Genomic DNA, 22,359 nt, shown 5'->3' on the forward strand with positions numbered 1-22,359 from the left:
ATGATACTATCATTTGCAGATTAAGCCTTGCGATCAAAGCGGGGAATGCCCTTAGGAATATGATAAACCACCCAGTCACCTTGACGTTCACGAGTCATGCCTTCAGTGATCACGGGTTTTTCAAATTGAAATTCTTCCCGGAAAGTTTGGAAGTTCGAGCTGCTCACCGTTTTTCCAGAGCTGGCATCTTCCATCTTGTCTTTAAATGAGCGCTGACCACTGACGGTGGCTTTGTCATTTTGAATGGCGACCTTCACATTGTCTTTTTCATGCTCAGGGACGAAGGCGCGTAAGATATAAAAATCGGGATTTTCTCTTAAATAGCTGCCGCGGTCTTCAACTTTATAAAATGGATCATCGGCTTTTTCAGAATACTTCGCGGCCGCTTTGGCGAAATCGCGACGAGTTTCCGCTAATTCTTTGGTTAGATTTTCTTTTTGGATGCTGAAAGCTTCGCGGTTGGCCTCGGTGTTTTTTTCGTAAGTACTTTGGAATCGGCGATTTTGCAGACTTAATTGCTCTTCGTTTTCTTTTTTATTGTGCAACAAGCGTTCAGAATACATCTTGTTGGTGTTTTCTTCTTTGGCGACCCATTGCTTTTGTGTTTGATCGTAACGTTTGGCATTGGCGTCGTTCATACGGGCAAACTTTTTTTCGTGCTGCTCTTTTTCAAAAGCGATTTCGCGATCGCCGGTAGATTTAACTTTGGTAAGTTCTTTTTCATTGCGTTCGCGCTGGCGATCTTGCACCAGTTTCCCGTGTTCAGTTTCTGATTTCAGGGCTTGCTCATTAAGCCCGCGTTGTTGTTCTAAACGCTTTTCGCTGAATTCGTTAATTTGTGCTATGTCGTGATTGTATTTGTCTTTGGCCTGAGCCAATTCGGTTGAGCTGCGCTCGCGCACATTTTGAATGCGATCTTGCGCATCGCCCTCGATTTTTTGGACGCGGGTTTCAGCGTCCGTTTTCGCGCGGGCTAGTTGTTTTTGGCGCTTCTGGCGAGTTTCATTTAATTTTTGATCATAGGTTTTCTGCAGGGCTTGAGTGCGAGCGTTGTAGTTTTCGCTTAAACGGGTGCGTTCGGCAGAGGCTTCTTCGGCCACTTTTTGTTGGCGTCCGCGGATATGATTGATGGCTGCTTGATTGGCTTCGTTCAAACTCTCTTTTTTTTCACCGTAATAGTCTTTGATATCTGACAGTTGTGCTTCGTTTTCTTTAACGAGCTGACGCTTTTTACGATTGTGCTCGGCCTGAATATCATTCAGTTCGGCTTGTTGATTTTTGCGCGTAGTATTGTCAATGGACGACATGTGTCCATTGTATCAAAAAGAGATGTCGGTCTTAAGGGGTCGAGGCTTCTGGCGGTGGAATCTGGCCTTTGGGGGTGCCTCGTGGATTGGAGCAGTGGGGTTGGAAATCTCCGGTACGCCCATAGCAGCGCCAAGTGTCGATATAGGTCACCTGTTCATTCGACGCGACGTGATTGTAAAGGCGGTATTGTTCGTGATCGAGCGTGCTTTCAACCAGACGGAAGTCCTGAGGATTGTCTTGCTTATAAATTTTAATGACGAAAACTCGGTACTCCGCAAGGCAAGCTTGGGGCAGAAGGAGCAAAAAGAAAGCCGATAAGAAAAATCGATATTTCACAACTCTTCCTATCGGCTTTGCGGTGGGAAGCTTGATACTTCTAAAGAATACCATCACCGTCACGCATTGCATTGGGGAAAAAAAGGAAATCTGATTTTTAAACATCACTAAATGGCAATGTTAGAAAAACTGCCTAGGTATTAGACGACCTTGCTAAAAAAAGAAGGTCGTTTTTGTTGACGTGTTTAGAAGTGTTTTATCAGTGGAATTCGTTGTTGGCGCGCACGGTGTTTTCCACGATGTGGAAGTACGCACGGACCAACATTTGATAGGAGTCAGGTTCGAGAGCTTGCAAGTACGCCATTTTCTCGAAGTAGGTTTTTTTTGCGATGAGTTCTGTCATCACGTCCTGGACCTTCTTCATCTTGTCGAAGCTATAGAAGTCTTTGTCGTCTTTGACCTCTTTAAGAACTCCGGCAATGTCTTTATTGTCAAAAAGAACATGAACACCTAGGGCGGAATGAGATAGCAAGGCTTCCATTCTTTCCAGACTTGTTTCTTCAATATTGACCAAGGCGCCTCCCTGATAATTTGATGGTGAGGATAAAAGCTTTTTCTTGCAAGACCAAAAATGACAGTATGACGGGGCTCGTCGTGTGAAGTCTTTTTCTATTGTTGTACAGAGGGAATATCTCGATAATAAAATCTTTAAGGATTCAAACTGATGGCAAAAGCTCCTACCAAATCGAAGTCCCGCACCAAAAAAACCAAGACTGTTCCTGGCCAAGGTCCAGACTCGGAAAAAGAATATATTGTGGTGGACGAACCAGCCGGTTTGATTTTTGAAAACGAAGAAGATCTTTTTGGATACTTCCGTGAAGGTATCGACAAACTAGAACAAGAATATTCTTCATTAAGAGCCCCCGAAGATTTCACCGACGAAGAACAAATCGAACGTGAAAACTATCTGGAAGCCACTTTAGACGAACCTGATGAAGTGTGGATGGATGAGACAACCATGGGGGATTTCCCGGTTTATCACTACATCAAAAACTTTGACGAGGGTGCGGAAGGTTTTCAATACGTGGCTTCGGCCTATGTTTCTTCCGAAGAAGAATATCCAACCTTTGTCTTTATTCATTTTCCAACCAAAGACACGCGCTTGGTGCAAAACTATCAGCGCGGGGAACTGGTTTACGACCAAGCTTTTGCTGAAGTCGCTGACGGTGCGGTTGAAGGTGACGCCTTGGGTGAGGGGGATCCATTAGCCATGGGTCTTTACCTCGCGATGGTGCGCTTGCGTGGGGAAAAAGACATCACCCAAGATAAATTCCAAGACTTTGCCGAACTTCGTGAAGAGACGATCGAAAATGCAGATGAGATTTGGCGCAAGAATGATTTAGACGGAAATGTCTTAGTCAGCTTTATTAAAGAGTTTCCTGATAATGAAGTTTCATCAGATATGGTTTATATCGCCGTCACGCAAGAAGATGAATCTTCCAATGTGCATTCATTATTATTTTCTTTCCCGACAATTGATAAAACCTTAGTAGATCGATATCGTCAGGGAGAAAACCTGCAAGCCGAAGACGTCAGTCAAGAGTCAGCCCATTAGGCTGACTTTTTAGAAACAGTAGCTGTCAGCCATTGATACAAATTGAGATGAAGAGTACCCCGAGTTTGCGTAGCTTTTGAATGGGTGCAAGTTGTACAGTGAAGAGGCGCGGGCGGAGCCGTCAGCTTCTTTAGCGTAATCTGCAGGGTTGGCGTAAAAGATCGGTAACAAAGCATCCACTTGGCCCACAGATTTATTGGTGGCGATATCGTAGTTAGAAACTCTTAGGACATCATAGTCCCCATTAACGTCTTTTAAATCCACCACGATTTTCATCGCATTAAAGAATGTCGTTGCATCCGAATAACCTAAATTTGCCGCGGCTGTTCTTACGTCAGCCCAACGAATTGTGCTTTTCCAGTTTGTGATCGCCAATCCCGTTTTAGGATTAATAATTAGGAAGTTCAATGGTGTGGAATCTAAATACGTGTTGCCTGAAGCATTCGACAACCATCTCCACATCGAAATATAAGAAGTATCTGAAGTGAATGTTGAAGGTAAAGCGGTAAAGCGGACAATCATATAGTCCATGCGAACCTTGTTGGTGCTTGGATCCACATAAGCGCGAAGTTTCGCGGTAATACCATTATCCGAAGCTTGGTTGCATTGGGCTAAGCCCTTGGTGCCGGAAGTGGTGTTAGTGGCGTCAGGGATACGGCTGGCTTGGTCTGTTGAACCGCTGCCGCGTGGGGCACACGCTGAAAGAAGTGCGGCTACTGTAAGAACAAGGATCGTATTAGAAAGCTGTTTTGAATTTTTCATAAAACCCCCTGATGCCTTAAGACTAGTGCAATCAAGAGGCCATATTTCACTCTGAAACAGAGGTAAAAGATGTGGATTTTTGCGGGGTTAGATAGAAGTTAAAATCTCGAAAAAAGACAGTCTCAAATCATGACGTCAAAATCCGTTTTCAGAGCCGCAAAGTGCTAACGTTGGCCTTGGCCGGGACGTTGAATGGTTCTTACATCGCCCGCTTTAGGAAGACGTCCTGTCACCGGAAGGTACTCGCAATTGGTTTTACCGGCGTTGGCTTTATCTTGGATGACGCCATAATATTTGGTCGAACTTGCGGAGTTATAAAATTCGGCGGGCAAAATATCCGCAAGTCTTTTAGCTCCTTGAGAAACATATTTACCGTCCATAAATTCACGGTATTCGTATTTGAAATTTTGATCGTAATCAGTCATCGGACCTAAAACGTCGGTATAGATCGCTTTACGTTCGGTAGCGTTAAAAACCTTTTTACCGTCTTTTAAAAGCATGCGGTTGGTGGCAACCGAAGTTTCCACTAAGATCGGGTCTACCCCGGAATTCGGCGTGATCGGTGGTTTGCTATTTTGCTTGCGTAAATCCTCTTCCCAGTAGGCCAGTCTTTTTTTAAGGGCCGCATAAATAACCGGTTCCAGGTCGACATTCAAGGTTTCATCGTTTTGCACCAGATAAAGAGCGTTCATAAGCGTGATGCTGCCATCGACATCTTTGATTTTTAAAAAACGTTTTTTATCATTGCCGTTTGCCGACAGGGTGGGCTGATTAAATTCAATCTGCACTTCGTCCCCGTTGGTCAGACCTGATTCAGGATAAATAGTTACCTGAGGAGGTTTGGGATTGAGCACCGCTAAATTGCATTGAGGTTTATCTGCCGCCTGGGTCGCCAGCGCAAGAAAAGTCAGTCCGATGATAGGAGAAAAAGAGAAAATCTTCATAGACACCTCAAGTTTATTTATCGGTGCCTTCTGATCCCGTCTTAAGAGGCGCTTAAGGAGTTTCTTCCTCTGAAAAATCGTCACGCTCAAACAAAGGTCCATAGGGACCCACAAGTTTTCGTTTCCACCATTGCCGGTTTTCCCGAAGCTCGTCCCATTTTGAGAACTCGTATTCGTAACGCAAAAAACGAATAAATTTAGGGGGAGATTGGGGAAAAGGATTTTCACCCAGCAGGGCTAGGACATCTTGTGATTTTTGAAATATGCGGGTGACGAGATTTTGTAACCACAAGTTGTCGTTGAAAGTTTCAAGCGCGGCAAACCACATTTGCCAATCCAGGCGCGGCTGATGAGGGGCGACGACGGTGGGCATTTTCTTAAGTGAGGTCACTTTGTGGTTGAACTGATATTCTTTCCAATTCACTTCATCATCGCTGCCTTCCATGACGATTTCCGGACGCGTGCGGGTCATGATCGCAAAAAGGCCATAGGGATTTGAAATACGAAAAGGATAAAGAGCTCTCATCCATGGTAAAAGAAAATCCATGACTTTGCTTTTTTCAAAAAGACTTTTATAAATCCAAAATACCGAAGAGGGCCCAACGACCATCAGCGGTATTAATGTCGCCCACCATGCGATCATTTCTTTTTCAACCCAGCCGATTTTAAATCCCCACGTGCTATCGGGGAGAACGCTTAAACTTAATCCCAAAGTGATCAGATTAAAAAAACCATAATTGCCGGTCGCGGCGATTAAAACCTGCAAGCCAACAAAACCGATCACCGCCGCCGTTTGCCAAGGGCCTGGATACCAAATCAGAAACGGAAAAACCAGTTCGATCACAAACATCATGGCGACACTGATTTTTTGAATCGCGGGGGGAAGCTTTGAGGCGAAATAAGCTAAAGGTGTCGGCAGGGGTTGAGTCCAATAATGAAAATTTAAAGCGGTGAAATTGCGCCAAGTAGTGTCTTTGCTGACAAGCTTGGCCACGCCAGAAAGAAACATTAATTTGAATAACAAAAACAAAGCCAAAAAATAAATTAACGGTTGGACCAGATGAGTTCCTAAAGGCAGCCACTCCCATTCTAACGGAGCAAAGAACAAACCTAAAAAACCAAACTCTAAGAGCAGGCTGTCCCACTGATAGCTTAAAAATACCTGGCCACAGCTAACAAAAGAAAGGTAACAGACAAAACAAATGGCGAGCATGATGCTTTGACTAAAACCCAAAAAAGAAAGCGAAGCGGCCGTCATGCCAATAAAGCACACCGCTTTTAAGGTCATATCCGAAGAACCTAACCAAAACACCGAGGGCAGATGGAAAAATCTTTCCGCGCGCATTTCTTTGTCCAAGATATTTAAAAAGTGATCAATCGATAGCAGGCCTTCGCGACCAAATAATCCTAATACCTGGGGTAAAAGCGATAAAAAGGCGATGAAATAAGAAAGGCTCAAGGTTTTTGCCAAGAGCCAGCTGGCGGTAGAAAGTTCCATCGCGGAAATCACAGATTAAGCCTCTCCCAGTTCAACCCATGTGATGCCGTCGCCGCCGGATTCAGGTGAACCCGCTTTCCATTTTTTTACGTAAATAGACCGCGAAAGGTAGGTACGCACAGCGCGCTTTAAAGCTTCCGTGCCGTGGCCGTGAATAATTTTAATGCGATCTTCACGTGAATGCGCGGCTTTATCCAAAGCCACCTCAAGATCAGAAAGTGCATCGTCCACCGTTTTACCTCGCAAATCCAAGGTGCGATCGTCATCGGCTAAAGATACCGAAATAGACGACCCCTGGCGCACTAATTGTGAGGTCGGATTTTGTGGTTTCCCGGGAAGTTTTAAGTCTTGCCAATTCAGTTGCAAACGGATGGATCCCGAAAGGATCATCAGATCGCCTTTTGAATTCGGCGCACTTTGCACGATACCGTCTTGATTCAGTGAAGGAACAAAAACCTTTGCGCCGGGAGGAAACTTTTTACCGAATTCTTCTGCTGTTTCCGGAGCCCCGGCTTGCGTGATGGGTTTCGCTTTTACGATTTCTGGCAGCTTGTATTTGATATCTTGTAAAGCGCTGTGACGCTTAAAGGTCTCCGTCACCTTGGCCTGTGCGATCGCTTCTTCAACTTTGCGTTCGGCTTTTTTCAAAGTTCTTTGCAGCCATTCGTCTTTGTCTTTATTGAATTGCTCTAAAAGGCCTTCGTATTTCTTTTTAGTTTCAACGGCTTTGTGAGTTTCTTTTTTAAGATGCTCTTGCAAAATCGAGATATCGCTTTTTAGTTGCTCGATTTGCTCTAAGCCCTCTAAGCGCGCCCGCGTGGCCGGAGCTAGGACATCCATCGCCCGTTGCACGATCGCAGGATCCACCCCCACGCGCTTTGCCGTTTGAATGGCTAGTGAATCCCCCGGGATACCCGCAATAAACTGATAAGTGGGGCGACCCGTTTTAGGGTCGTATTCTAAACTGCCGTTCAGGACTTTGCTGTCATCATCCCAGCCGGATTTTAAAGGTCCTAAGTGAGAAGTAATAACGGCGAAAACTCCGTTATTAGAGAAGGCTTCAATAAAGGCGCGCGCTAAAGCGGCCCCCTCTTCGGGATCTGTAGAGCCCGCTATTTCGTCAATCAGGATTAAATTATCACGACCCTTCATTTTGGCGGCACGGCCTAAGATTTTTAAATGCGCGGCAAAGGTGCTGAGTTCTTCATCGACGCTTTGGGCATCACCGATGCCGATCAAAAGATCTTTGAAAAACGGAATCTTTGAAGTTTCACTAGCGCAAATCGGAAGTCCACATCGCGCCATTTGCGAAGCAAGGCCTATGGATTTTAGTAAAACTGTTTTACCGCCGGCATTGGGCCCGCTAAGAAGCAAAATACTTTTTCGCGGATCTAAAAGCACCGTATTGGAAATGACCTTTTTACCCGAAAGTTGCAATAAGGGATGGCGAACTTCAATCAGCTCAAAACCTTCATTTGAAAACTCAATAGGGTGAGCTTCAATTTTATTGGCAAACTGCGCTTGCGAAAAACGCACGTCGGCTTCCTCAAGCAAAGTGCGCGAGGATTCAATTTCTAGCGAGAGCGAAGAAAGATATCGAGAAAGCTCCGTAAGCAGACGCTCGATTTCGTCTTCGATCTCCACTTCAATTTGGCGCAGGCGATTGTTGGTGGGGATGACGGTTTCGGGTTCAATGAAGACAGTTTGTTTTGTTTGGGATGAACCATGAATCACACCGGGCAGATGATGTTGCATCCCACTGCGCACCGGCAGCACCCAGCGACCATCGCGAGTGGTGACGTACTTGTCTTGCAAAACGTTTTCCATTTGATGCGCATGCACCAAGCGGTCTAAAGAGTTTTGCACTTCGCGCGCAAGACGTTCTTTTTCACGATAAAGGCGATACAAGGTTTCACTGGCGTCCGAGCGAATTTCCCCACCGGGGGTCAGAATCTGGTCGATGGCAGAAACAGGCTCTTCAGCGTTCATCAAGCTTTGACCCACACGTTGAGCCCAGTCGTTGTTGACCGAATTTAAAGCTTCTTTTAAAGCCAAGGCCTCAAGGCAAAAACTGCGCACGTCTTTGATTTCTAAAGTTTTTAGAACGGCATTCTTTTTAAGACGGGTGATCCAGGTTGAATATAAATCCAGGCTTTGCATGTAGGGACGCACGCCTTGATTTAAGACCTCCGTCGCTTGCGAGATTTCTTTGAAACTTAAGTAAGCTTCGTCGGGTGTACTTAAAGGTTTGATTTGCAAAACTTGATTGCGACCGGCTTCGCTTGTCGCGTGAGAACTGATTTTCTCTAAAATTTCGACCCAATCAAGAACGACGAGATCTTGCATTATAAGCTCCAAAAATAATTGTCAGAACCAGCACGACGATAAGAGCCATCCAGTCACGGTGACCTCCACGAACGAAAAAAGTCGTCGGTGCGTCTTTAAGATATTTAACATTGAAAGTGCCCGTCCACTCGGTGTGAATCGGGGATTGTTGTAATACATCGCCATTGGCTAAAATAGCGGTGGTAATGCCAGTATTGGTTGAGCGCATCAGCGGGCGACGAATTTCAATGGCGCGCGCGAAGGTCATGTACAGATGTTGGCGTGGCTCAAACGGATATCCAAACCACGAGTCATTGGTGACATTCACGATGATGTCCGTCCCTTTTTCTGCCAGGCCGCGAGAAAAATTGGGATAAAGACCTTCGTAACAAATCTGGGGTCCCCATTTTATTCCCTCTCCCTTGTGGTTGAGGGTCATGGTGTGTGGTCCCTGACCCCGGCCAAAGTTAGAAATAAAGGGCATCCACTTTAATAAAATTGGAAACTCTTCTGAAAAAGGCAGGTACTCGCCAAAGGCCAACAACTCTGTTTTGCGATACGGCACATCTAAGTTGTTGCCATTTTGATCAACTAAAAACATGGCGTTGTAGCTGGAGCGATCAATGCGCGTATCTGTGTTGGGATCTTTAGAATAAGCTCCGGTGATGAGGGGTTTACCTAAGGGGGCCATGCCACTGATCAATAACTGTTGGTTGCGATGAGTGAGATAGTGTTGGTCTAAATAATCGGGGAAGGCTGTTTCCGGCCAAACAAAAACGTCGGTTTGCGGAAATTTTTGCGCAGCTTCCGTGGTCAGGTTGATAAACTTATTGGTGATGACCTGTTGATAGCCGCGACCTTGTTCGGCGAAAACTTTTTCTAAGTTGCCGATATTGGCTTGAACGGCGGTGATATTGATTTCGCGATCAAACTTGTTCCAGCCTTTTCCGTGCCAGAAACCTGCCGCGACTAACAACGAAAAACAAATTGTTAAAAGACTTAGGTGTGTCAGCGCTTTACGAATAAAATTTTGTTTCAACCAAATGTAAGCCACCCAAGCGTTGAAAAGCAGCACGATGGCTGAAAGCCCCAAAAAACCCACCAGATCTGCAAGGTGATAAATGGGGATCTTCGCCCACAACAAGGTGTAACCTAAATGCCAATCAAAGATGACGGGCCAAACACGTTCTAGAAGCGAATGTAAAATCGCGATAATAACCAATGTCGGACCGGCAGAAAGTTTGAAACGCAAGCGCAGCCAAGTTCCTGCGGCCAAGGCCACCGGAATATACAAGTGCATGAACGCACAAAAAAGTAGCAACGCGAAAACAGAAACAATCCATGGGATCTGCCCGAATTCATGGGCGGTGTAAGCAATCCAATGAAAACCAATCAAGGTGAGAACGAATTGAGTAACCCAACCTCCCCAGAAAGATTTTTTTACCGACGTGCTTTCTTCAATCGCAAAAAGCCACAACGGTGTATAGCAAAACACCAAAGCCCATGGTGGAAACGGAATGTAGGTGGTGCCGACTAAAATTCCAGAGAGCAGGGGCCAACGAAATTCGTGGGCTTTCTGCTTGAAAAATTGAAACGTTCTCTTCATCATGGTATTAGTAACATAAACAATGAGTGAGTCACCGTGAATTTATCTGAGAAACTGAAAATTAGATGCCCTTCGTGCACGAAGTTGTACGAAGTAGATAGTGGAGAAATTCACTCTGAAATGCCTCTTTTTCAGTGCATCTCTTGTGACTCTCGTTTCAGTTTTGAATTTCCACCGCAAGATCCGGCCCATGTTCTTTGTTTTGTCGTTCCCGCGAAATCTTCGTTAGAAGTGGCGCCGGTGACAGAAGAAAATGCCGCAAAGCAACACGAAATGAAGAGCTGTCCTAAGTGCGGCGCCATGAACGGTCGTCGTGCCAAGGAGTGTTATTCTTGCCACGTTCTTTTTGAGCGTTTGGAAGGTTTGCCCCAAGATCCAAGCCTGAAAGCTCAACCAAGCTTGGTGCGTAAATGGAAAAACTTGGTCCATAATTTTGAAAATGAAAAACTGCATGAAGAGTTCTTGATGGCTTGCCATCAATTGGACGCGCTTCGTTTTGCCACCCTGAAATACGAAGAACTGAAAGCGGCGCAAGGCGGGGATCCACAATGCGATATTATGCTAGCGCGGATTCAGAGTCTGATGTTGGTGGGATTGTCTCAAAAGACCGTAGCATCTGAAAAGTCATCGGCGAAACCAAAATGGCAAAAGTACATGTACTGGGGACCGTTTGGTTTAAGCGCGCTTTTAATTATTTTAGGCACGATCAACCTGGCTCATCGCAATTTAGTGGGTGTCGGCGTGGCCTTTGCGATTATGAGTGCCGGCCTGATCGTGATGATCCGCGGGCGCTTCCAGGCGTCTGACTTTTTTGACTAAATTCTTAAGCTGGGCGAACTAAGGTTCGCCGCTGCCTTGTTTTGTACCTAAACGTGTGGGGCGATTTTTGGAATCATTGCCGATGGCATTGATTAAAGACTTACCAAAGGCTGTCATCTCGCGAGCAGACGTATCCACGCCTTCTTCGGCAGGATCCCCCTCCGTCGCGGCTTTGCCACCTTTTTTCGTTTCTAGGATGAACTTCTTTTGCGTATTCACCACAGAAACCCCGGACACGGATATCCCTGAATCTAAAATGGTCAGCGCTTTATAAAGATTCAACTGACGAGACGTTCTGGTTTTTGAAGCCAATTGCGACTGGGCATCGCCCGTAGCTAAGATATACTTTTTCACATCTTCGGCTTTAAAGGACTGCTTGTGCGCCATCACAAGGGCCGCGGCCCCCGTTGCAAACGCCGTGGCTTGTGAAGTCCCGGTCATATAACCGTAAGAATTTCCTGGTAAGCAAGAAAGAATGTTTTGTCCAGGGGCTGCGATATCCACCGTTTCTACGCCGTAATTTGACGATGCCAAAACTTGGGTTGATGGATCAATCGCAGTGACTGAAATAATATTTGAGAGTTTATAATCGGCTGGGTAGTAGTGATGCTGATCGGAATTAGATCTTTCATTGCCGGCAGCGGCGACAAAAAGAATTCCTTTTTTCTGCGCTTCGGCCACGGCATCATGCTCTTCTTGGGAAAACTCGGTGCCCCCACCTGAATAGTTGATGATGTGTGCGCCCATTTTCACCGCATACTTAATGGAAGCGATGGTATTTTTTAAATTGTCGGTGCCCGGAACTTTTGGATCATAGTATTTTAAAATCATCAAGCTGACTTCCGGGGCAATCCCGGTAATACCTTTGCCGTTTCCCGCTTCCGCCCCGATGATCCCGGCGATATGAGTCCCGTGACCGTGATTGTCGTCCAGTTTGTTATTGTTAGAAACAAAGTTCCAACCGTACACGTCATCGACAAAACCATTGCCGTCATCATCGATGCCGTTGGTGGCTTTGTCGCGGCCTTTGGCATCAACACCTGATTCACCAGGATTTTTCCAAAGATTGCTCGCTAAGTCTTCATGCTTAACATCAATGCCCGTATCAATGACGGCCACGATAATATCGCGGCTGCCTTTGGTCACCGACCAGGCGCGAGCCGCATCGGATTTTTTTAAACCCCAAGCTTGATTGATCGCGGGATCGTTAAACAAAGCACTGGGCTCATCTTCGACTTTGTCGGTTTTAGATGTGATGAAAGAGTTTTCTAAAAGGCGTAAGGAATCTTTTTTGGAAGAGCTGGAGCGGTGAGGGCCCTGGTCTTGAGTGGAATAAATATAAAGTCCTAGGCCTGCAAAGAAGACTAAAACACCAACAGTTCCTAGGAGCCACCACTTGCGAGAAAACATCAAGACCTCCGCTCTTTCTTATCGGTGAACGGGGGTCTTTCTTAAGATAAACTCTCGAGTCTAGGAGTGTTTCAATTCGAGACGGGGCCCGAGACCTGGCGGGTTCTGGTGAGCTTTAAGAGCTCTTCAGGGAATTTCAAGCTTTCGTCCTGATCAAGAAGTCGACGATAGAACACATAATTTCTCATCGTCAGCTTGATATAGGCTCGGGTTTCCTCGTAAGGAACTTCTTCGATGAACTCTAAGGGGTCGTCGCGGAAGCGAGTTTTGATCCATCCACGAATGGCTGAGTCATTGGCGTTGTATCCTGAAACCGCCAAAATAAATTGGTCATCGTATTTGTTCATCAAAGCTTTTAATTCGTAAGCACCCAGCGGGATATTGATTTCAGGCTTAAATAAATCCGCCGCCTCTTTGTATTCAAGATTGTTTCTTTTTGCTAATTGCTTAGCCACACTTGGCAACAGCTGCATCAAGCCGAACGCATCCACAGGGCTGCGGGCTTCGGGATTAAATGCAGATTCTTGACGAATGATGGAATAAATAAACTCTTGCGGGGTTCCGCTTTTTTGTGAGGCTGAACTGATGATGTCTCCGAATGGTTTGGGGAAAAGTAAGTCCGGATGATCATTTAAAAGTTTATCTTTTACTTTTGAATCCAGCGCCCCTAAGGCAGAAAACAGTGGTAAATAGAGGCCGGTGCGCGCGTAACCTGAAAACATCGCAAGCCAGGTGTCTTCAGAAGTTACATTGCGTTTTTTAAGGTCGTCCACGGCAATATTTAAAACTTTTTCGGCAAAAGGTTTTTCGTGAACCGCGATAAGCCATTCCGCGATCAAGCGCATTTGGGGATCTAGTTCCGCGATTCCCAGCAGGCTTAAACTTTCTAATTCTTTGCCTTGAACTTTGAGCGGCGTAAAGTTTCTTTGCAGTTCACGGTTGGCCATGACACCGTAATATCCCAAAGGATCTTCTTGAATCAGCTCTTCAAGCTCTTTAGTGGCTTCATCGGAGCGATTCAGAGCCTTTAAAGTTCTGGCGGTCCAGAAGCGAGCGCGTGCTTTATCCGACGGATCTTTCACTTGCTCTTTCATTTGCGCGAGACTTTTTTCAGCCTCACCCCATTTTTGCAACTTATAATAGTTCCAAGATTTTAACCACGCGATCTTATCGCGCAATCCCGCGAAGCTGACAGGTTGAGCGTAGCTGGCTTCAAAGTATTCTAAAGCTTTGGTGTAATTTCCTTTTTCTTCATCGATGCGACCCAAAATAAAAAACACTTCATCCATCGGATAAGCGCCCCGTAATTGGCGGTGAGTGTCTTTTAAAACCTGAACCGCGCGTGAAGTTTGATCTTCGGTCCACAGGGTTTTGGCGAAAAGAACTTGGGCGTCGTGATATCGGGTGAGCGATTTGCGATCTTTTTTGTTTTTATTGAACTGAGTCTTAGTCCAATTCACCAGATCCGCCGTCGCATTGATATAGTCGTTGCGCTGTTGCGCGACTTTGTAGGTCTGACGGATATTTTTTAAGGCCTGGAACTGATCCTCGGCGCTCGCTTCTTTGGAAGTCATGATTTTGCGATAGGTTTTTAAGGCCTGTTCAAATTCGCGATGAAAGCGATAGTCAAAGGCCACCGAGCTGAGGTCTTTATAAGCCGGCAGGGGATTTAGGCGAGGAGAGTTTTTATAAAGCTGCGTTTGCAGTTCCTGCACTTTTTCTTTGTCGCCCATTTTTTGCGCGATCAAGAGGGCCTGCATGTAAAAATCTTCTTTGTTTTTACGTTGCGTTTCTAAACGTGCTTTTTCAACCAAGGCCTCAAGATCATCTTTTTGGTCCGTGGTGCTTTGCGCGTCTTTCAGTTTGCTGTCGACATAAAGATCGCGGTACCAGGGGGGCACAGAAGAGGGCAGCTCCGCCAACGTGCTGCGATCCGAACACGATTCGTAAGCGCGTAATAAAGCAAGATCATGCAAGGGAAAATCGGTGGCCATCGAAAGCTGTTTAAAACCTTCACAGGCGGTTTTACTTTGTGTGTCTTTCAGTTTCATGGAAACGACATAAGTCTTCCACCAGCGGATGCGATCTTCCTGGTCGCCGCCGACTTCGATCTTTTGCAACTCTTGCACGGAGGCATTGTTGTATTTAGCAAGGAATAATGGAATAGGGGGAGTCAGGCGCTTATCAATGCGCGTGTCATGGTGCGAAGTCGTCGCACAACCCATTAAAATCGAAAGAAAAGTGATGGTAAGTACTAAACGTGGCATAGCCCCTAAAGGCTATGCCGATTCGACGAAGTTTACAAGTCGGGAAGATTACAGACGTGAGCGTTGTAATGCTTCGATGCGCACTTCTAATGGAGGATGCGTCATGAATAATTTTGCTAAAGCGCCTTGTTTATCGCGATTTGAAATCATCAAAGTCGCGGTCGCGCCTTCTTCCGGTGGGATTGGCAAGCTGTAAACCGAGCGCAGCTTTTGTAAGGCCGCGATCATGCTTTCACGGCTCGCATAACGAGCGCCACCGGCGTCCGCGCGGAACTCGCGACGACGAGAGAAGTAGTTCACAACAATCGAGCCTAGCAAAGTAAATGCGATATCGCCCAAGATCACGACGGCAAAGTGGACCACGCCGCGGAATTTTTCATCGACATTTGACGCAACGATGTTTGCCAAAATACGAGAGAAAAACATCGCAAACGCATTCACGATACCTTGGATCAACGTCATAGTCACCATGTCACCATTTGCGATATGGGCCACTTCATGGGCCAAAACGCCGTCGATTTCCTTTTCATTCATGCGCTGTAAAAGTCCGCTTGAAACCGCGACCAGGGAATTACTTTTTGAAGGTCCGGTCGCAAACGCGTTGATGTCGATAGATTCATAAATACCGACTTCAGGCATTTTTGGCAGACCTGCTCGGCGAGCAAAGTCGTGAACTTTATTTACAAGCGCACGCAATTCAGGGTTTTGATTGTTCGGCTGAATAATTTGAACGCCGTGGAATTTTTTAGCCACCCATTTCGACATAAGAAGTGAAATGAATGCGCCACCCATACCCCACACCAAACAGAAGGCCATCAAGAAGGGGATGTAAGAATTAAGGCCCGCTAAGCCGAGGAAGTGGCTTACCAAAGACCAAACGATACCGATGGTGACCATCACCAACACGTTCGTTAATACAAATAAACCAATTCGTTTTAAAAATGCCATTTCGACAACTCCTTTGGTCTGCACTCCGGCGTTGCCGGAGTAGCTTACAATGAAGATGATAACTCAAAAAGGAATGTCAATACAACGCCGTCACGCTATGTCGTGACGGGTTGTTTAAGAATTTTAGGACTTGAGGTGGTGCTAAAATGGAACTTCGGTATATCGCGCTCTATCTCCACGTTAACGCGTCCTCCATCGACAAGGCGTCCAAAAAGGAGTTCGTCCACCAAAGCTTTTTTCAGATGTTCATCTACGGCGCGGGCCAAGGGACGTGCGCCGTAAACTTTGTCATAGCCTTTTTTCATTAGCCACTTAATTACATCTTGAGAAGCATTCAGTTCTACTTTTTTCTCTAAAAGCATCATCTTCAATTCGTCGACGAATTTTTGCGTGATCTTCATCACCATATCGTCACCCAAATCGCGGAAGGACACCACAGCGTCCAAACGATTGATAAACTCGGGAGAGAAAGATTTCTTAATTGCTTCCATCGACAATGAGCTGCGACTGTCTTCGATCATGCTGATCGTGCCGCGCGAAGTTTCCATCGCCCCGGCGTTGGAAGTCATCACCAAGATCACGTTTTTAAAGTCTGCCACGCGTCCGTTAGCATCAGTCAGTCGACCGGCGTCCATCACTTGCAGCAAGATATTCGTGATATCCGGATGAGCTTTTTCAATTTCGTCGAGCAACAACACCCCATAAGGATTTTTGTTCACGGCTTCGGTCAACAATCCACCTTCTTCATACCCCACATATCCCGGAGGCGCTCCGACCAAACGAGCGACTGCATGTTTTTCCATGTACTCACTCATGTCAAAGCGTTCAAAGTGAACTCCCATCAGCTGCGCTAATTGGCGACACACTTCTGTTTTACCGACACCCGTAGGGCCGGTGAATAAAAAACTTCCGATCGGTTTATTAGGACGACCCAAACCACTGCGCGAAAATTTGATATTCGCCACCAAGCGATCGATGGCTTCGTCTTGTCCAAAAATCAAAGCTTTTAGTTTTTTGTCTAAATCTTTGAGCTGATGTTTTTCGCTAGCCGAAACCGTCGCCACCGGAAGATTCGTCATCTTCGCAATGGTTTCTTCGATTTCGCGTGTGTCGATGGTGATCTCTTCCGCCGCTTCGTATTTGAGGCGGAAGTGCGCACCAGCTTCATCAAGCACGTCAATTGCTTTATCCGGAAGCAATTTGCCTTGGATATGTTTTTGCGAAAGCTCTACGGCGGCCTTAATTGCTTCATCCGTGTAGTGAACCTCATGGAACTCTTCATAAGAGCTGCGCAAGCCTTTAAGGATCTCAATACAGTCTTGAGTGGAAGGTTCATTCACGTCGATACGTTGAAAGCGTCTGTTTAAAGCGCGATCTTTTTCAAAGTACTGGCGATACTCACTGTGGGTGGTTGAACCAATACAGCTGATATCACCGTTTGCTAAAGCCGGCTTTAATAAATTAGACGCATCCATGGAACCACCGCTGGTAGCACCGGCACCCACGATGGTATGAATCTCATCAATAAATAGAATAGCTCCGGGACGTTTGCCGATTTCTTTGACGACCGCTTTAAGGCGTCCTTCGAAATCCCCGCGGAATTTTGTGCCCGCAAGCAAGCCCCCTAGATCCAAGGAATAGATCACGGCGTTTTTAAGTTTTTCCGGCACTTCGCCATCCACGATTTTCTGAGCTAAACCTTCAGCGATAGCTGTTTTACCAACACCAGGTTCACCAATTAAAAGTGGATTGTTTTTCGTGCGGCGAGACAGAACTTGCACGGCACGCGCTAAAATTTCATCGCGTCCAATCAGTGGATCCAGTTGTTTCTTTTTTGCTTTTTCATTTAAGTTAACGCAAAAACTTTCAAGTGGGTTGGAGCGTCCTTCTTGAAAGGCCTCTTCGTTTTCACCGTTGCCGCGCGGACCGGAAGCCGGTGGGATCTCGTGGTCTTTACCGTCTTTAGTAATTCCGTGAGAGATATAATTAATAATATCAAACTGTGTCAGCCCCTGACGAGCCAGCGCAAATGTGGCGTGCGAATCTTGTTCATAAAATAAAGAAACAAGCAGACTGCCTTCGCTGATCTGATTGCGTCCAGCGCTTTTCATTTGGATTGCCGCACGTTGAATCAAACGATGGCATGCCAGAGTAAATTCTGGCGTCCAAGACTCAAAGCCGCCGTAAGAGGACAGTTGTTCATCGGTGATAAGCGGGATGCCCACTCGTAAGTGATCCCTTAAATCGCCGCGAAGTTTTTGGACGTTCACTCCGCAAGCTTCAAGAATTTCAACCATGATCGGGGATTCCGTCAGCACTAGAAGAATATGTTCCAGCGTGACGAACTCGTGCTGACTTCGTTTGGCTAGTTCCGTGGCTTCGGCGAGCTTGCGCTCTAATTCACGACTCATCATGATTCCTCCTCCAGCGTGCTTTTAAGCGGGTACTTATTCAACTGCGCGAACTGGTTGACTTGCATCACCTTCATTTCCGCGATTTCCAGGCTGTAGACTCCCGCAATCCCTGCGCCCTTCTTATGTACATCTAACATTATTTCTGTCGCTTGCTCTTCTGTTTTTGTGAAAAACCGACGCAATACAAGGACGACAAAATCCATAGGCGTATAATCATCGTTTAATAAAATCACTTTATACATTTTAGGCGTGTCTAATTTTGGGACGATCTGGACACCGGCCTCGCCTTCGGGAGAGGAGAACGGGTAGTTGCCGTCGTTGTGATTCTCATTATTTGCCATTATAGATTCCCATTTACTCAAATTGTCTTCAGCTTTTATTTTAGCTTAGTAATAAAGCTGTGTACGTATTCATAATTTGCAAGTCTAGCCGATAAGTAGAAAGCTAGTTTTTGGTCGGGTGTCCGTTTCGCTCCTGGAAAACGATAGTGAACAGGACTTTTTCGGACCCCTCTTGTAATCAATAACTACATTTGACACACTTATGTACGTACACAAAATAAAACCATTGGAGGTTTGGAATGTTCTCGAAAAATCGTAAATCTCAGTCGGGCTTCTCGCTCGTTGAGTTGATGGTCGTAGTTGCCATCATCGGGGTTCTCGCGTCAATCGCGGTACCACAAGTTAACAAATACATCGCGAAAGCGCGTCAGTCTGAAGCGAAGACAATCTTGTCTTCGATTTATACTTCCGAGAAGGCTTTCTTTGCGGAGTACTCTGCATATCATGGCATGTTCGGCGCTATCGGCTATTCGCCAGAAGGTAAGCTACGCTACAATGCGGGTTTTTCGGCAACAACAAACGCTGGGACCGCTCAAGGTTTTAATAACCCACCTACGGCTCTTCCGGGAACGGCTGTGACCACTGGTACATATTGTGGCGCCAACGGAAATATGGCCTTCGGCTGCACAGTGCTTAACGGTCTTACTGGCAACCCTCCACCTGCTCCAACAAATGCAGTTTTGGCGCTCAATTCATTCACAGTGGCCGCTCATGCTTTAATTTATGGAGCTACGACAGATGAATGGACGATCGATAATAATAAAGATCTCAGAAACCGAGTTCCAGGTATTAACTAGTAAAATGCTAGAATCTGAAGTCTCTATTGGCAGAAAGGTTCTAAAAAAAATCCCAGGCATATTGCTTGGGATTTTTGCGTTTACGCTTTTAGTTTACTCTTCTTTTATAAATGTAAACGGTTCAAATGAGGTGCGTCGACTGATTGCGCCACCAGCATATATCCAACATATCTCTGTAGGTTATAAAGAGGTGATCGCTGATAGTTTGTGGATTCGTGCTATCCAGGACTTTGATTACTGCGAGCAAGAAGTTGCTAAAAGAGTCTGTAAAAATAATTCCTGGTTGTATCGTATGTTAGATGCGGTTACCGACCTGTCGCCTGGATTTCGCATGCCATATGCCGTCGGAGGGCTTGCTCTGACTATCATAATTTCAGATATTGACGGGGCGACAAAGTTCCTTGAAAAGGGAGTTAGGGCTTATCCGACAGATTGGCCTATTCTATACCGGGCTGCGTATCACCACCTTTATGAAACTAAAGATAAAAGCAGGGCGGCAGAATTGCTTATTAAAGCAGGAAACAATGGCGCGCCTCCGTGGGTCTATTCCCTCGCCGGTCGATTGTATTCTGATGCCGGATATCTGGATTTGGCTGAAAAATTGTTGCAGCAAATGGTTGATCAAAAGCTAGAAGATCAGTTTGTAAATCGCTTGCGAGATAAAATAAACGCCATAAAGGCGGAACAATCCAACAAAGCTTCACAATAGAAGCGTTGCGTCCATACTTTAAATCCTTAATTTTCACTCGAGACATTGACGAATCCTTAGCTGTTCCCATATTTTGGGTGAACCCTATAGGACGAAGCGTAAAAATATGGCTCAAAGAGATTACTACGAAATTCTTGGCGTCGCTCGCGATGCTGAACCCGATGTTATTAAAAAAGCTTACCGTAAGCTTGCGATGCAGTTTCATCCCGATAAAAACCCGGGCGATAAAGAAGCCGAAGAGAAATTCAAAGAGGCCGCGGGTGCTTATGAAGTTTTAAGCGATCAAGATAAACGTGCAAAATACGATCGCTTTGGGCATGCCGCTTTTGCTAATGGTGGACGAGGTGGCGGTGGGTTCACGGATGCGGAAGACATCTTCTCTCACTTTGGTGATATCTTTGGGGACTTGTTTGGTGGCGGTGGTCAACAACGTCAACGCCGCAGTCGCAATGAGCCGCGCCGCGGATCTGATTTACGCTACGTCACCGAAGTGACCTTAAAAGATGTCATTACGGGTTCTGAAAAAGAAATCGAATTTGATACAGAAAAAAACTGCGATACTTGCAATGGCAGTGGCGCAGAAAAAGGATCTCAACCCACCACTTGCGGTACTTGCGGAGGTTCAGGCCAAGTCGTGCGGCAGCAGGGCTTTTTTGCTATGGCTTCAACATGTCCCACGTGCCAAGGAAATGGCACCATCATCAAAAACCCGTGCAAACCTTGTAAGGGTAAAGGTCGCTTGGCTGAGCACCGTAAAATCCGTCTGAATATCCCAGCAGGTGTCGACACCGGAACTCGCTTGCGTGTCGCCACGGAAGGGGAGGGCGGTTACATGGGCGGTCCTCCAGGAGATCTGTTCGTCGAAATTCGCGTAAAACAACATCCAAAATTTGAGCGTGAAGGTGAACACTTATTTTCAGTCTTAAATGTGCCTTACGTGCAAATGCTTTTAGGAGCAGAAATCGAAGTTCCGACAGTCACTGGTAAAGCAACAGTAGAAGTTCCTCGCGGCATTAAAGTGGGCGATAATGTCAAGCTCAGTGGTGAAGGACTTCCTTCGTTGCGTGGCAGCCGACGTGGAGATATTTACTTCCAAGTGCAAGTCGAATTCCCAGACAAGTTAGACAAAAAAGAAGAAGAAGCCCTTCGCGAAATCGCCAAAGCCAAAGGTATTAAGGTGAGTTCTGAAGGTGGCGGATTTTTTGGGCGGAAGAAGTAGCTAAATTTTTGCGTGGTCACTGGGGTGCCCACGCAGAATAGGCTTCAGGACCTCGACAAGAACAAAAACGGCCGCATACTTGGATGTATGGGCCTTTTTTCATTTTTGGCGAAAGCAGTTTTTATTATGTCGATCACTTCCATCGCGATGGCTGAAGCTAGCCCGTCGCAAATTAAAGATATTTTGCAGCGTCCGTTAATTGTGGGTGCGAGTGTCAGTGCTGACTTTCTGACCCCCAGTCCCGGCAAGCGGTTGGCGTTGAAATACACTTCCAATGATCAAATCAAAGTCATTGCTCGCAACGGAAAACCTGCTCGTGAAGTTTTAAGATCCGTGACGGAGTCTTCGTTGAAAGATCGCACGGCGATTATCGGTATTGACTTGTTTTTCTGGGATTCTTTTGGTGGCTCGATTCAAGAAAGCTTTAAAGCTCTAGAAAATTTAAAGACTCTGTCGACGAAATTAAAATTGCCGCTGGTTTTAGGGGAAATTCCAGAACTCAGCCCCCAGTTTCAGCCACACGCGCGAAATCTGAACGCAAAAATCCATGAGCTTTGTAAAACCGAAAATCTATGCAAGGTATTGCCGCTCAATTCGATGCTAAGAAAAGTCTTAATCGACGGGCATATCACCCAGAACGGTCAGAGATACTCTTTGCAAAGCTTGCTGCCGGATGGACTGCATATAAGTGCCCCCGCCAGCGAGTACTTGTCTGAGAGAGTTTTAGAGCTTTTTATTAAATAAAATCATGCGCTTTCTGAAGCTAACAAAAAGTCTTATTTTGATTTCGTCGGCGGTTGGGCTGGAGTCGTTGGAGCAATAGGCCCATGCGCTTGTCCTTGATCGCGTAAGGCGCGCTGAATACTTTGTTGCGCGCGAAAACGTTCGGCAGCTTTATCCTCTTTCGCTTTTTTATCGCGCTCTTCCTTGGAGGACTCTTCGCTCGAAGAACTGCTCACTTCATCTTTTTCTTCTGATTTTTCGGCGCGATTTTCTGCTTGGGCTAAACCAAACATCATCAGTGAAGCGATTAAAATTCCGATCATTCTGAGAGTTAAATGTCCCATTCATCAAGTTTAAACCTCGCCCAGGGAAAAGCTA

20 protein-coding genes are annotated in these 22,359 nt (G+C 45.9%); 6 read left to right on the plus strand and 14 right to left on the minus strand.

What is annotated here, in order from left to right:
- Nucleotides 1–20: 20 nt before the first annotated feature.
- The 3 genes from AZI86_RS18525 to AZI86_RS18535 form a co-directional block, all read right to left on the minus strand.
- Nucleotides 21–1,307: an Hsp20/alpha crystallin family protein gene (locus AZI86_RS18525; protein ID WP_061836773.1), complete on the minus strand. Its 1,287-nt coding sequence runs from the start codon at nucleotides 1,305–1,307 to the stop codon at nucleotides 21–23.
- Nucleotides 1,308–1,338: 31 nt separating this feature from the next.
- Nucleotides 1,339–1,644 (minus strand): hypothetical protein, encoded by a 306-nt coding sequence (locus AZI86_RS19085; RefSeq protein ID WP_081111999.1) that lies wholly within the window; start codon nucleotides 1,642–1,644, stop codon nucleotides 1,339–1,341.
- Between the two features lie 199 nt (nucleotides 1,645–1,843).
- Nucleotides 1,844–2,158 (minus strand): hypothetical protein, encoded by a 315-nt coding sequence (locus AZI86_RS18535; protein ID WP_253716022.1) that lies wholly within the window; start codon nucleotides 2,156–2,158, stop codon nucleotides 1,844–1,846.
- Between the two features lie 150 nt (nucleotides 2,159–2,308).
- Here AZI86_RS18535 and AZI86_RS18540 point away from each other — a divergent pair, with 150 nt between their 5' ends.
- Nucleotides 2,309–3,199, plus strand: coding sequence for a PBECR2 nuclease fold domain-containing protein (locus tag AZI86_RS18540; RefSeq protein WP_061836775.1), 891 nt, complete (start codon nucleotides 2,309–2,311; stop codon nucleotides 3,197–3,199).
- A 9-nt stretch (nucleotides 3,200–3,208) separates the two neighbouring features.
- Here AZI86_RS18540 and AZI86_RS18545 read toward each other — a convergent pair whose 3' ends face one another.
- From AZI86_RS18545 to lnt, 5 genes are all read right to left on the minus strand, one after another.
- Nucleotides 3,209–3,961: a hypothetical protein gene (locus AZI86_RS18545; RefSeq protein ID WP_061836776.1), complete on the minus strand. Its 753-nt coding sequence runs from the start codon at nucleotides 3,959–3,961 to the stop codon at nucleotides 3,209–3,211.
- A 164-nt stretch (nucleotides 3,962–4,125) separates the two neighbouring features.
- Nucleotides 4,126–4,905: a hypothetical protein gene (locus AZI86_RS18550; protein ID WP_061836777.1), complete on the minus strand. Its 780-nt coding sequence runs from the start codon at nucleotides 4,903–4,905 to the stop codon at nucleotides 4,126–4,128.
- Between the two features lie 52 nt (nucleotides 4,906–4,957).
- Complete coding sequence (locus AZI86_RS18555) at nucleotides 4,958–6,415, minus strand: lipase maturation factor family protein (RefSeq protein WP_253716023.1); 1,458 nt, start codon at nucleotides 6,413–6,415, stop codon at nucleotides 4,958–4,960.
- Nucleotides 6,416–6,418: 3 nt separating this feature from the next.
- Nucleotides 6,419–8,749 carry an endonuclease MutS2 gene (locus AZI86_RS18560; RefSeq protein ID WP_061836778.1) on the minus strand — a complete coding sequence of 777 codons (2,331 nt, stop codon included), beginning with the start codon at nucleotides 8,747–8,749 and terminating at the stop codon, nucleotides 6,419–6,421.
- Nucleotides 8,727–10,337, minus strand: coding sequence for an apolipoprotein N-acyltransferase (gene lnt / locus AZI86_RS18565; protein WP_061836779.1), 1,611 nt, complete (start codon nucleotides 10,335–10,337; stop codon nucleotides 8,727–8,729). The genes AZI86_RS18560 and lnt overlap by 23 nt, the downstream gene beginning before the upstream one ends.
- An 81-nt stretch (nucleotides 10,338–10,418) precedes the next feature.
- Between lnt and AZI86_RS18570 the strand changes: the two genes are divergently transcribed.
- Entirely contained in the window at nucleotides 10,419–11,153 is a 735-nt protein-coding gene (locus AZI86_RS18570) for a hypothetical protein (RefSeq protein WP_157684774.1), read from the plus strand.
- Nucleotides 11,154–11,171: 18 nt separating this feature from the next.
- On the opposite strand, the gene AZI86_RS18575 is transcribed toward AZI86_RS18570, so the two are convergent.
- The 5 genes from AZI86_RS18575 to clpS all read right to left on the minus strand — a co-directional run bounded on the left by AZI86_RS18575 (nucleotide 11,172) and on the right by clpS (nucleotide 18,533).
- On the minus strand, nucleotides 11,172–12,563 hold the full coding sequence (locus AZI86_RS18575; RefSeq protein ID WP_061836781.1) for a S8 family peptidase: 1,392 nt from the start codon (nucleotides 12,561–12,563) through the stop codon (nucleotides 11,172–11,174).
- Between the two features lie 71 nt (nucleotides 12,564–12,634).
- Entirely contained in the window at nucleotides 12,635–14,830 is a 2,196-nt protein-coding gene (locus AZI86_RS18580) for a tetratricopeptide repeat protein (RefSeq protein ID WP_253716024.1), read from the minus strand.
- Nucleotides 14,831–14,878: 48 nt separating this feature from the next.
- Nucleotides 14,879–15,778, minus strand: a complete 900-nt coding sequence (gene htpX / locus AZI86_RS18585) for a protease HtpX (RefSeq protein WP_061836782.1) — start codon at nucleotides 15,776–15,778, stop codon at nucleotides 14,879–14,881.
- 95 nt (nucleotides 15,779–15,873) lie between these two features.
- Nucleotides 15,874–18,192, minus strand: coding sequence for an ATP-dependent Clp protease ATP-binding subunit ClpA (gene clpA / locus AZI86_RS18590; RefSeq protein ID WP_061836783.1), 2,319 nt, complete (start codon nucleotides 18,190–18,192; stop codon nucleotides 15,874–15,876).
- On the minus strand, nucleotides 18,189–18,533 hold the full coding sequence (gene clpS / locus AZI86_RS18595) for an ATP-dependent Clp protease adapter ClpS (RefSeq protein WP_061836784.1): 345 nt from the start codon (nucleotides 18,531–18,533) through the stop codon (nucleotides 18,189–18,191). The genes clpA and clpS overlap by 4 nt, the downstream gene beginning before the upstream one ends.
- A 239-nt stretch (nucleotides 18,534–18,772) precedes the next feature.
- Between clpS and AZI86_RS18600 the strand changes: the two genes are divergently transcribed.
- From AZI86_RS18600 to AZI86_RS18615, 4 genes are all read left to right on the plus strand, one after another.
- Entirely contained in the window at nucleotides 18,773–19,330 is a 558-nt protein-coding gene (locus AZI86_RS18600; RefSeq protein WP_061836785.1) for a type IV pilin protein, read from the plus strand.
- A gap of 4 nt (nucleotides 19,331–19,334) precedes the next feature.
- Complete coding sequence (locus AZI86_RS18605) at nucleotides 19,335–20,039, plus strand: tetratricopeptide repeat protein (RefSeq protein ID WP_253716025.1); 705 nt, start codon at nucleotides 19,335–19,337, stop codon at nucleotides 20,037–20,039.
- A 106-nt stretch (nucleotides 20,040–20,145) separates the two neighbouring features.
- A complete protein-coding gene (dnaJ, locus tag AZI86_RS18610; RefSeq protein ID WP_061836786.1) occupies nucleotides 20,146–21,258 on the plus strand; it encodes a molecular chaperone DnaJ in 1,113 nt (370 codons plus the stop codon).
- Nucleotides 21,259–21,345: 87 nt separating this feature from the next.
- Nucleotides 21,346–22,002, plus strand: coding sequence for a hypothetical protein (locus AZI86_RS18615; RefSeq protein WP_061836787.1), 657 nt, complete (start codon nucleotides 21,346–21,348; stop codon nucleotides 22,000–22,002).
- 32 nt (nucleotides 22,003–22,034) lie between these two features.
- On the opposite strand, the gene AZI86_RS18620 is transcribed toward AZI86_RS18615, so the two are convergent.
- Nucleotides 22,035–22,304: a hypothetical protein gene (locus tag AZI86_RS18620; RefSeq protein WP_061836788.1), complete on the minus strand. Its 270-nt coding sequence runs from the start codon at nucleotides 22,302–22,304 to the stop codon at nucleotides 22,035–22,037.
- Nucleotides 22,305–22,359: the final 55 nt, after the last annotated feature.

This window comes from Bdellovibrio bacteriovorus, from assembly GCF_001592735.1.
Lineage (GTDB): Bacteria > Bdellovibrionota > Bdellovibrionia > Bdellovibrionales > Bdellovibrionaceae > Bdellovibrio > Bdellovibrio bacteriovorus_D.

Excerpts from the sequence above, each read along its gene's own strand:
- AZI86_RS18525 (WP_061836773.1), bottom strand. The coding sequence starts at position 1,307 with ATGTCGTCCATTGACAATACTACGCGCAAAAATCAACAAGCCGAACTG.
- AZI86_RS18540 (WP_061836775.1), top strand. The coding sequence starts at position 2,309 with ATGGCAAAAGCTCCTACCAAATCGAAGTCCCGCACCAAAAAAACCAAG.
- AZI86_RS18545 (WP_061836776.1), bottom strand. The coding sequence starts at position 3,961 with ATGAAAAATTCAAAACAGCTTTCTAATACGATCCTTGTTCTTACAGTA.
- AZI86_RS18550 (WP_061836777.1), bottom strand. The coding sequence starts at position 4,905 with ATGAAGATTTTCTCTTTTTCTCCTATCATCGGACTGACTTTTCTTGCG.
- AZI86_RS18560 (WP_061836778.1), bottom strand. The coding sequence starts at position 8,749 with ATGCAAGATCTCGTCGTTCTTGATTGGGTCGAAATTTTAGAGAAAATC.
- lnt (WP_061836779.1), bottom strand. The coding sequence starts at position 10,337 with ATGATGAAGAGAACGTTTCAATTTTTCAAGCAGAAAGCCCACGAATTT.
- AZI86_RS18575 (WP_061836781.1), bottom strand. The coding sequence starts at position 12,563 with ATGTTTTCTCGCAAGTGGTGGCTCCTAGGAACTGTTGGTGTTTTAGTC.
- AZI86_RS18580 (WP_253716024.1), bottom strand. The coding sequence starts at position 14,830 with ATGCCACGTTTAGTACTTACCATCACTTTTCTTTCGATTTTAATGGGT.
- htpX (WP_061836782.1), bottom strand. The coding sequence starts at position 15,778 with ATGGCATTTTTAAAACGAATTGGTTTATTTGTATTAACGAACGTGTTG.
- clpA (WP_061836783.1), bottom strand. The coding sequence starts at position 18,192 with ATGATGAGTCGTGAATTAGAGCGCAAGCTCGCCGAAGCCACGGAACTA.
- clpS (WP_061836784.1), bottom strand. The coding sequence starts at position 18,533 with ATGGCAAATAATGAGAATCACAACGACGGCAACTACCCGTTCTCCTCT.
- AZI86_RS18600 (WP_061836785.1), top strand. The coding sequence starts at position 18,773 with ATGTTCTCGAAAAATCGTAAATCTCAGTCGGGCTTCTCGCTCGTTGAG.
- AZI86_RS18605 (WP_253716025.1), top strand. The coding sequence starts at position 19,335 with ATGCTAGAATCTGAAGTCTCTATTGGCAGAAAGGTTCTAAAAAAAATC.
- dnaJ (WP_061836786.1), top strand. The coding sequence starts at position 20,146 with ATGGCTCAAAGAGATTACTACGAAATTCTTGGCGTCGCTCGCGATGCT.
- AZI86_RS18615 (WP_061836787.1), top strand. The coding sequence starts at position 21,346 with ATGGGCCTTTTTTCATTTTTGGCGAAAGCAGTTTTTATTATGTCGATC.
- AZI86_RS18620 (WP_061836788.1), bottom strand. The coding sequence starts at position 22,304 with ATGATCGGAATTTTAATCGCTTCACTGATGATGTTTGGTTTAGCCCAA.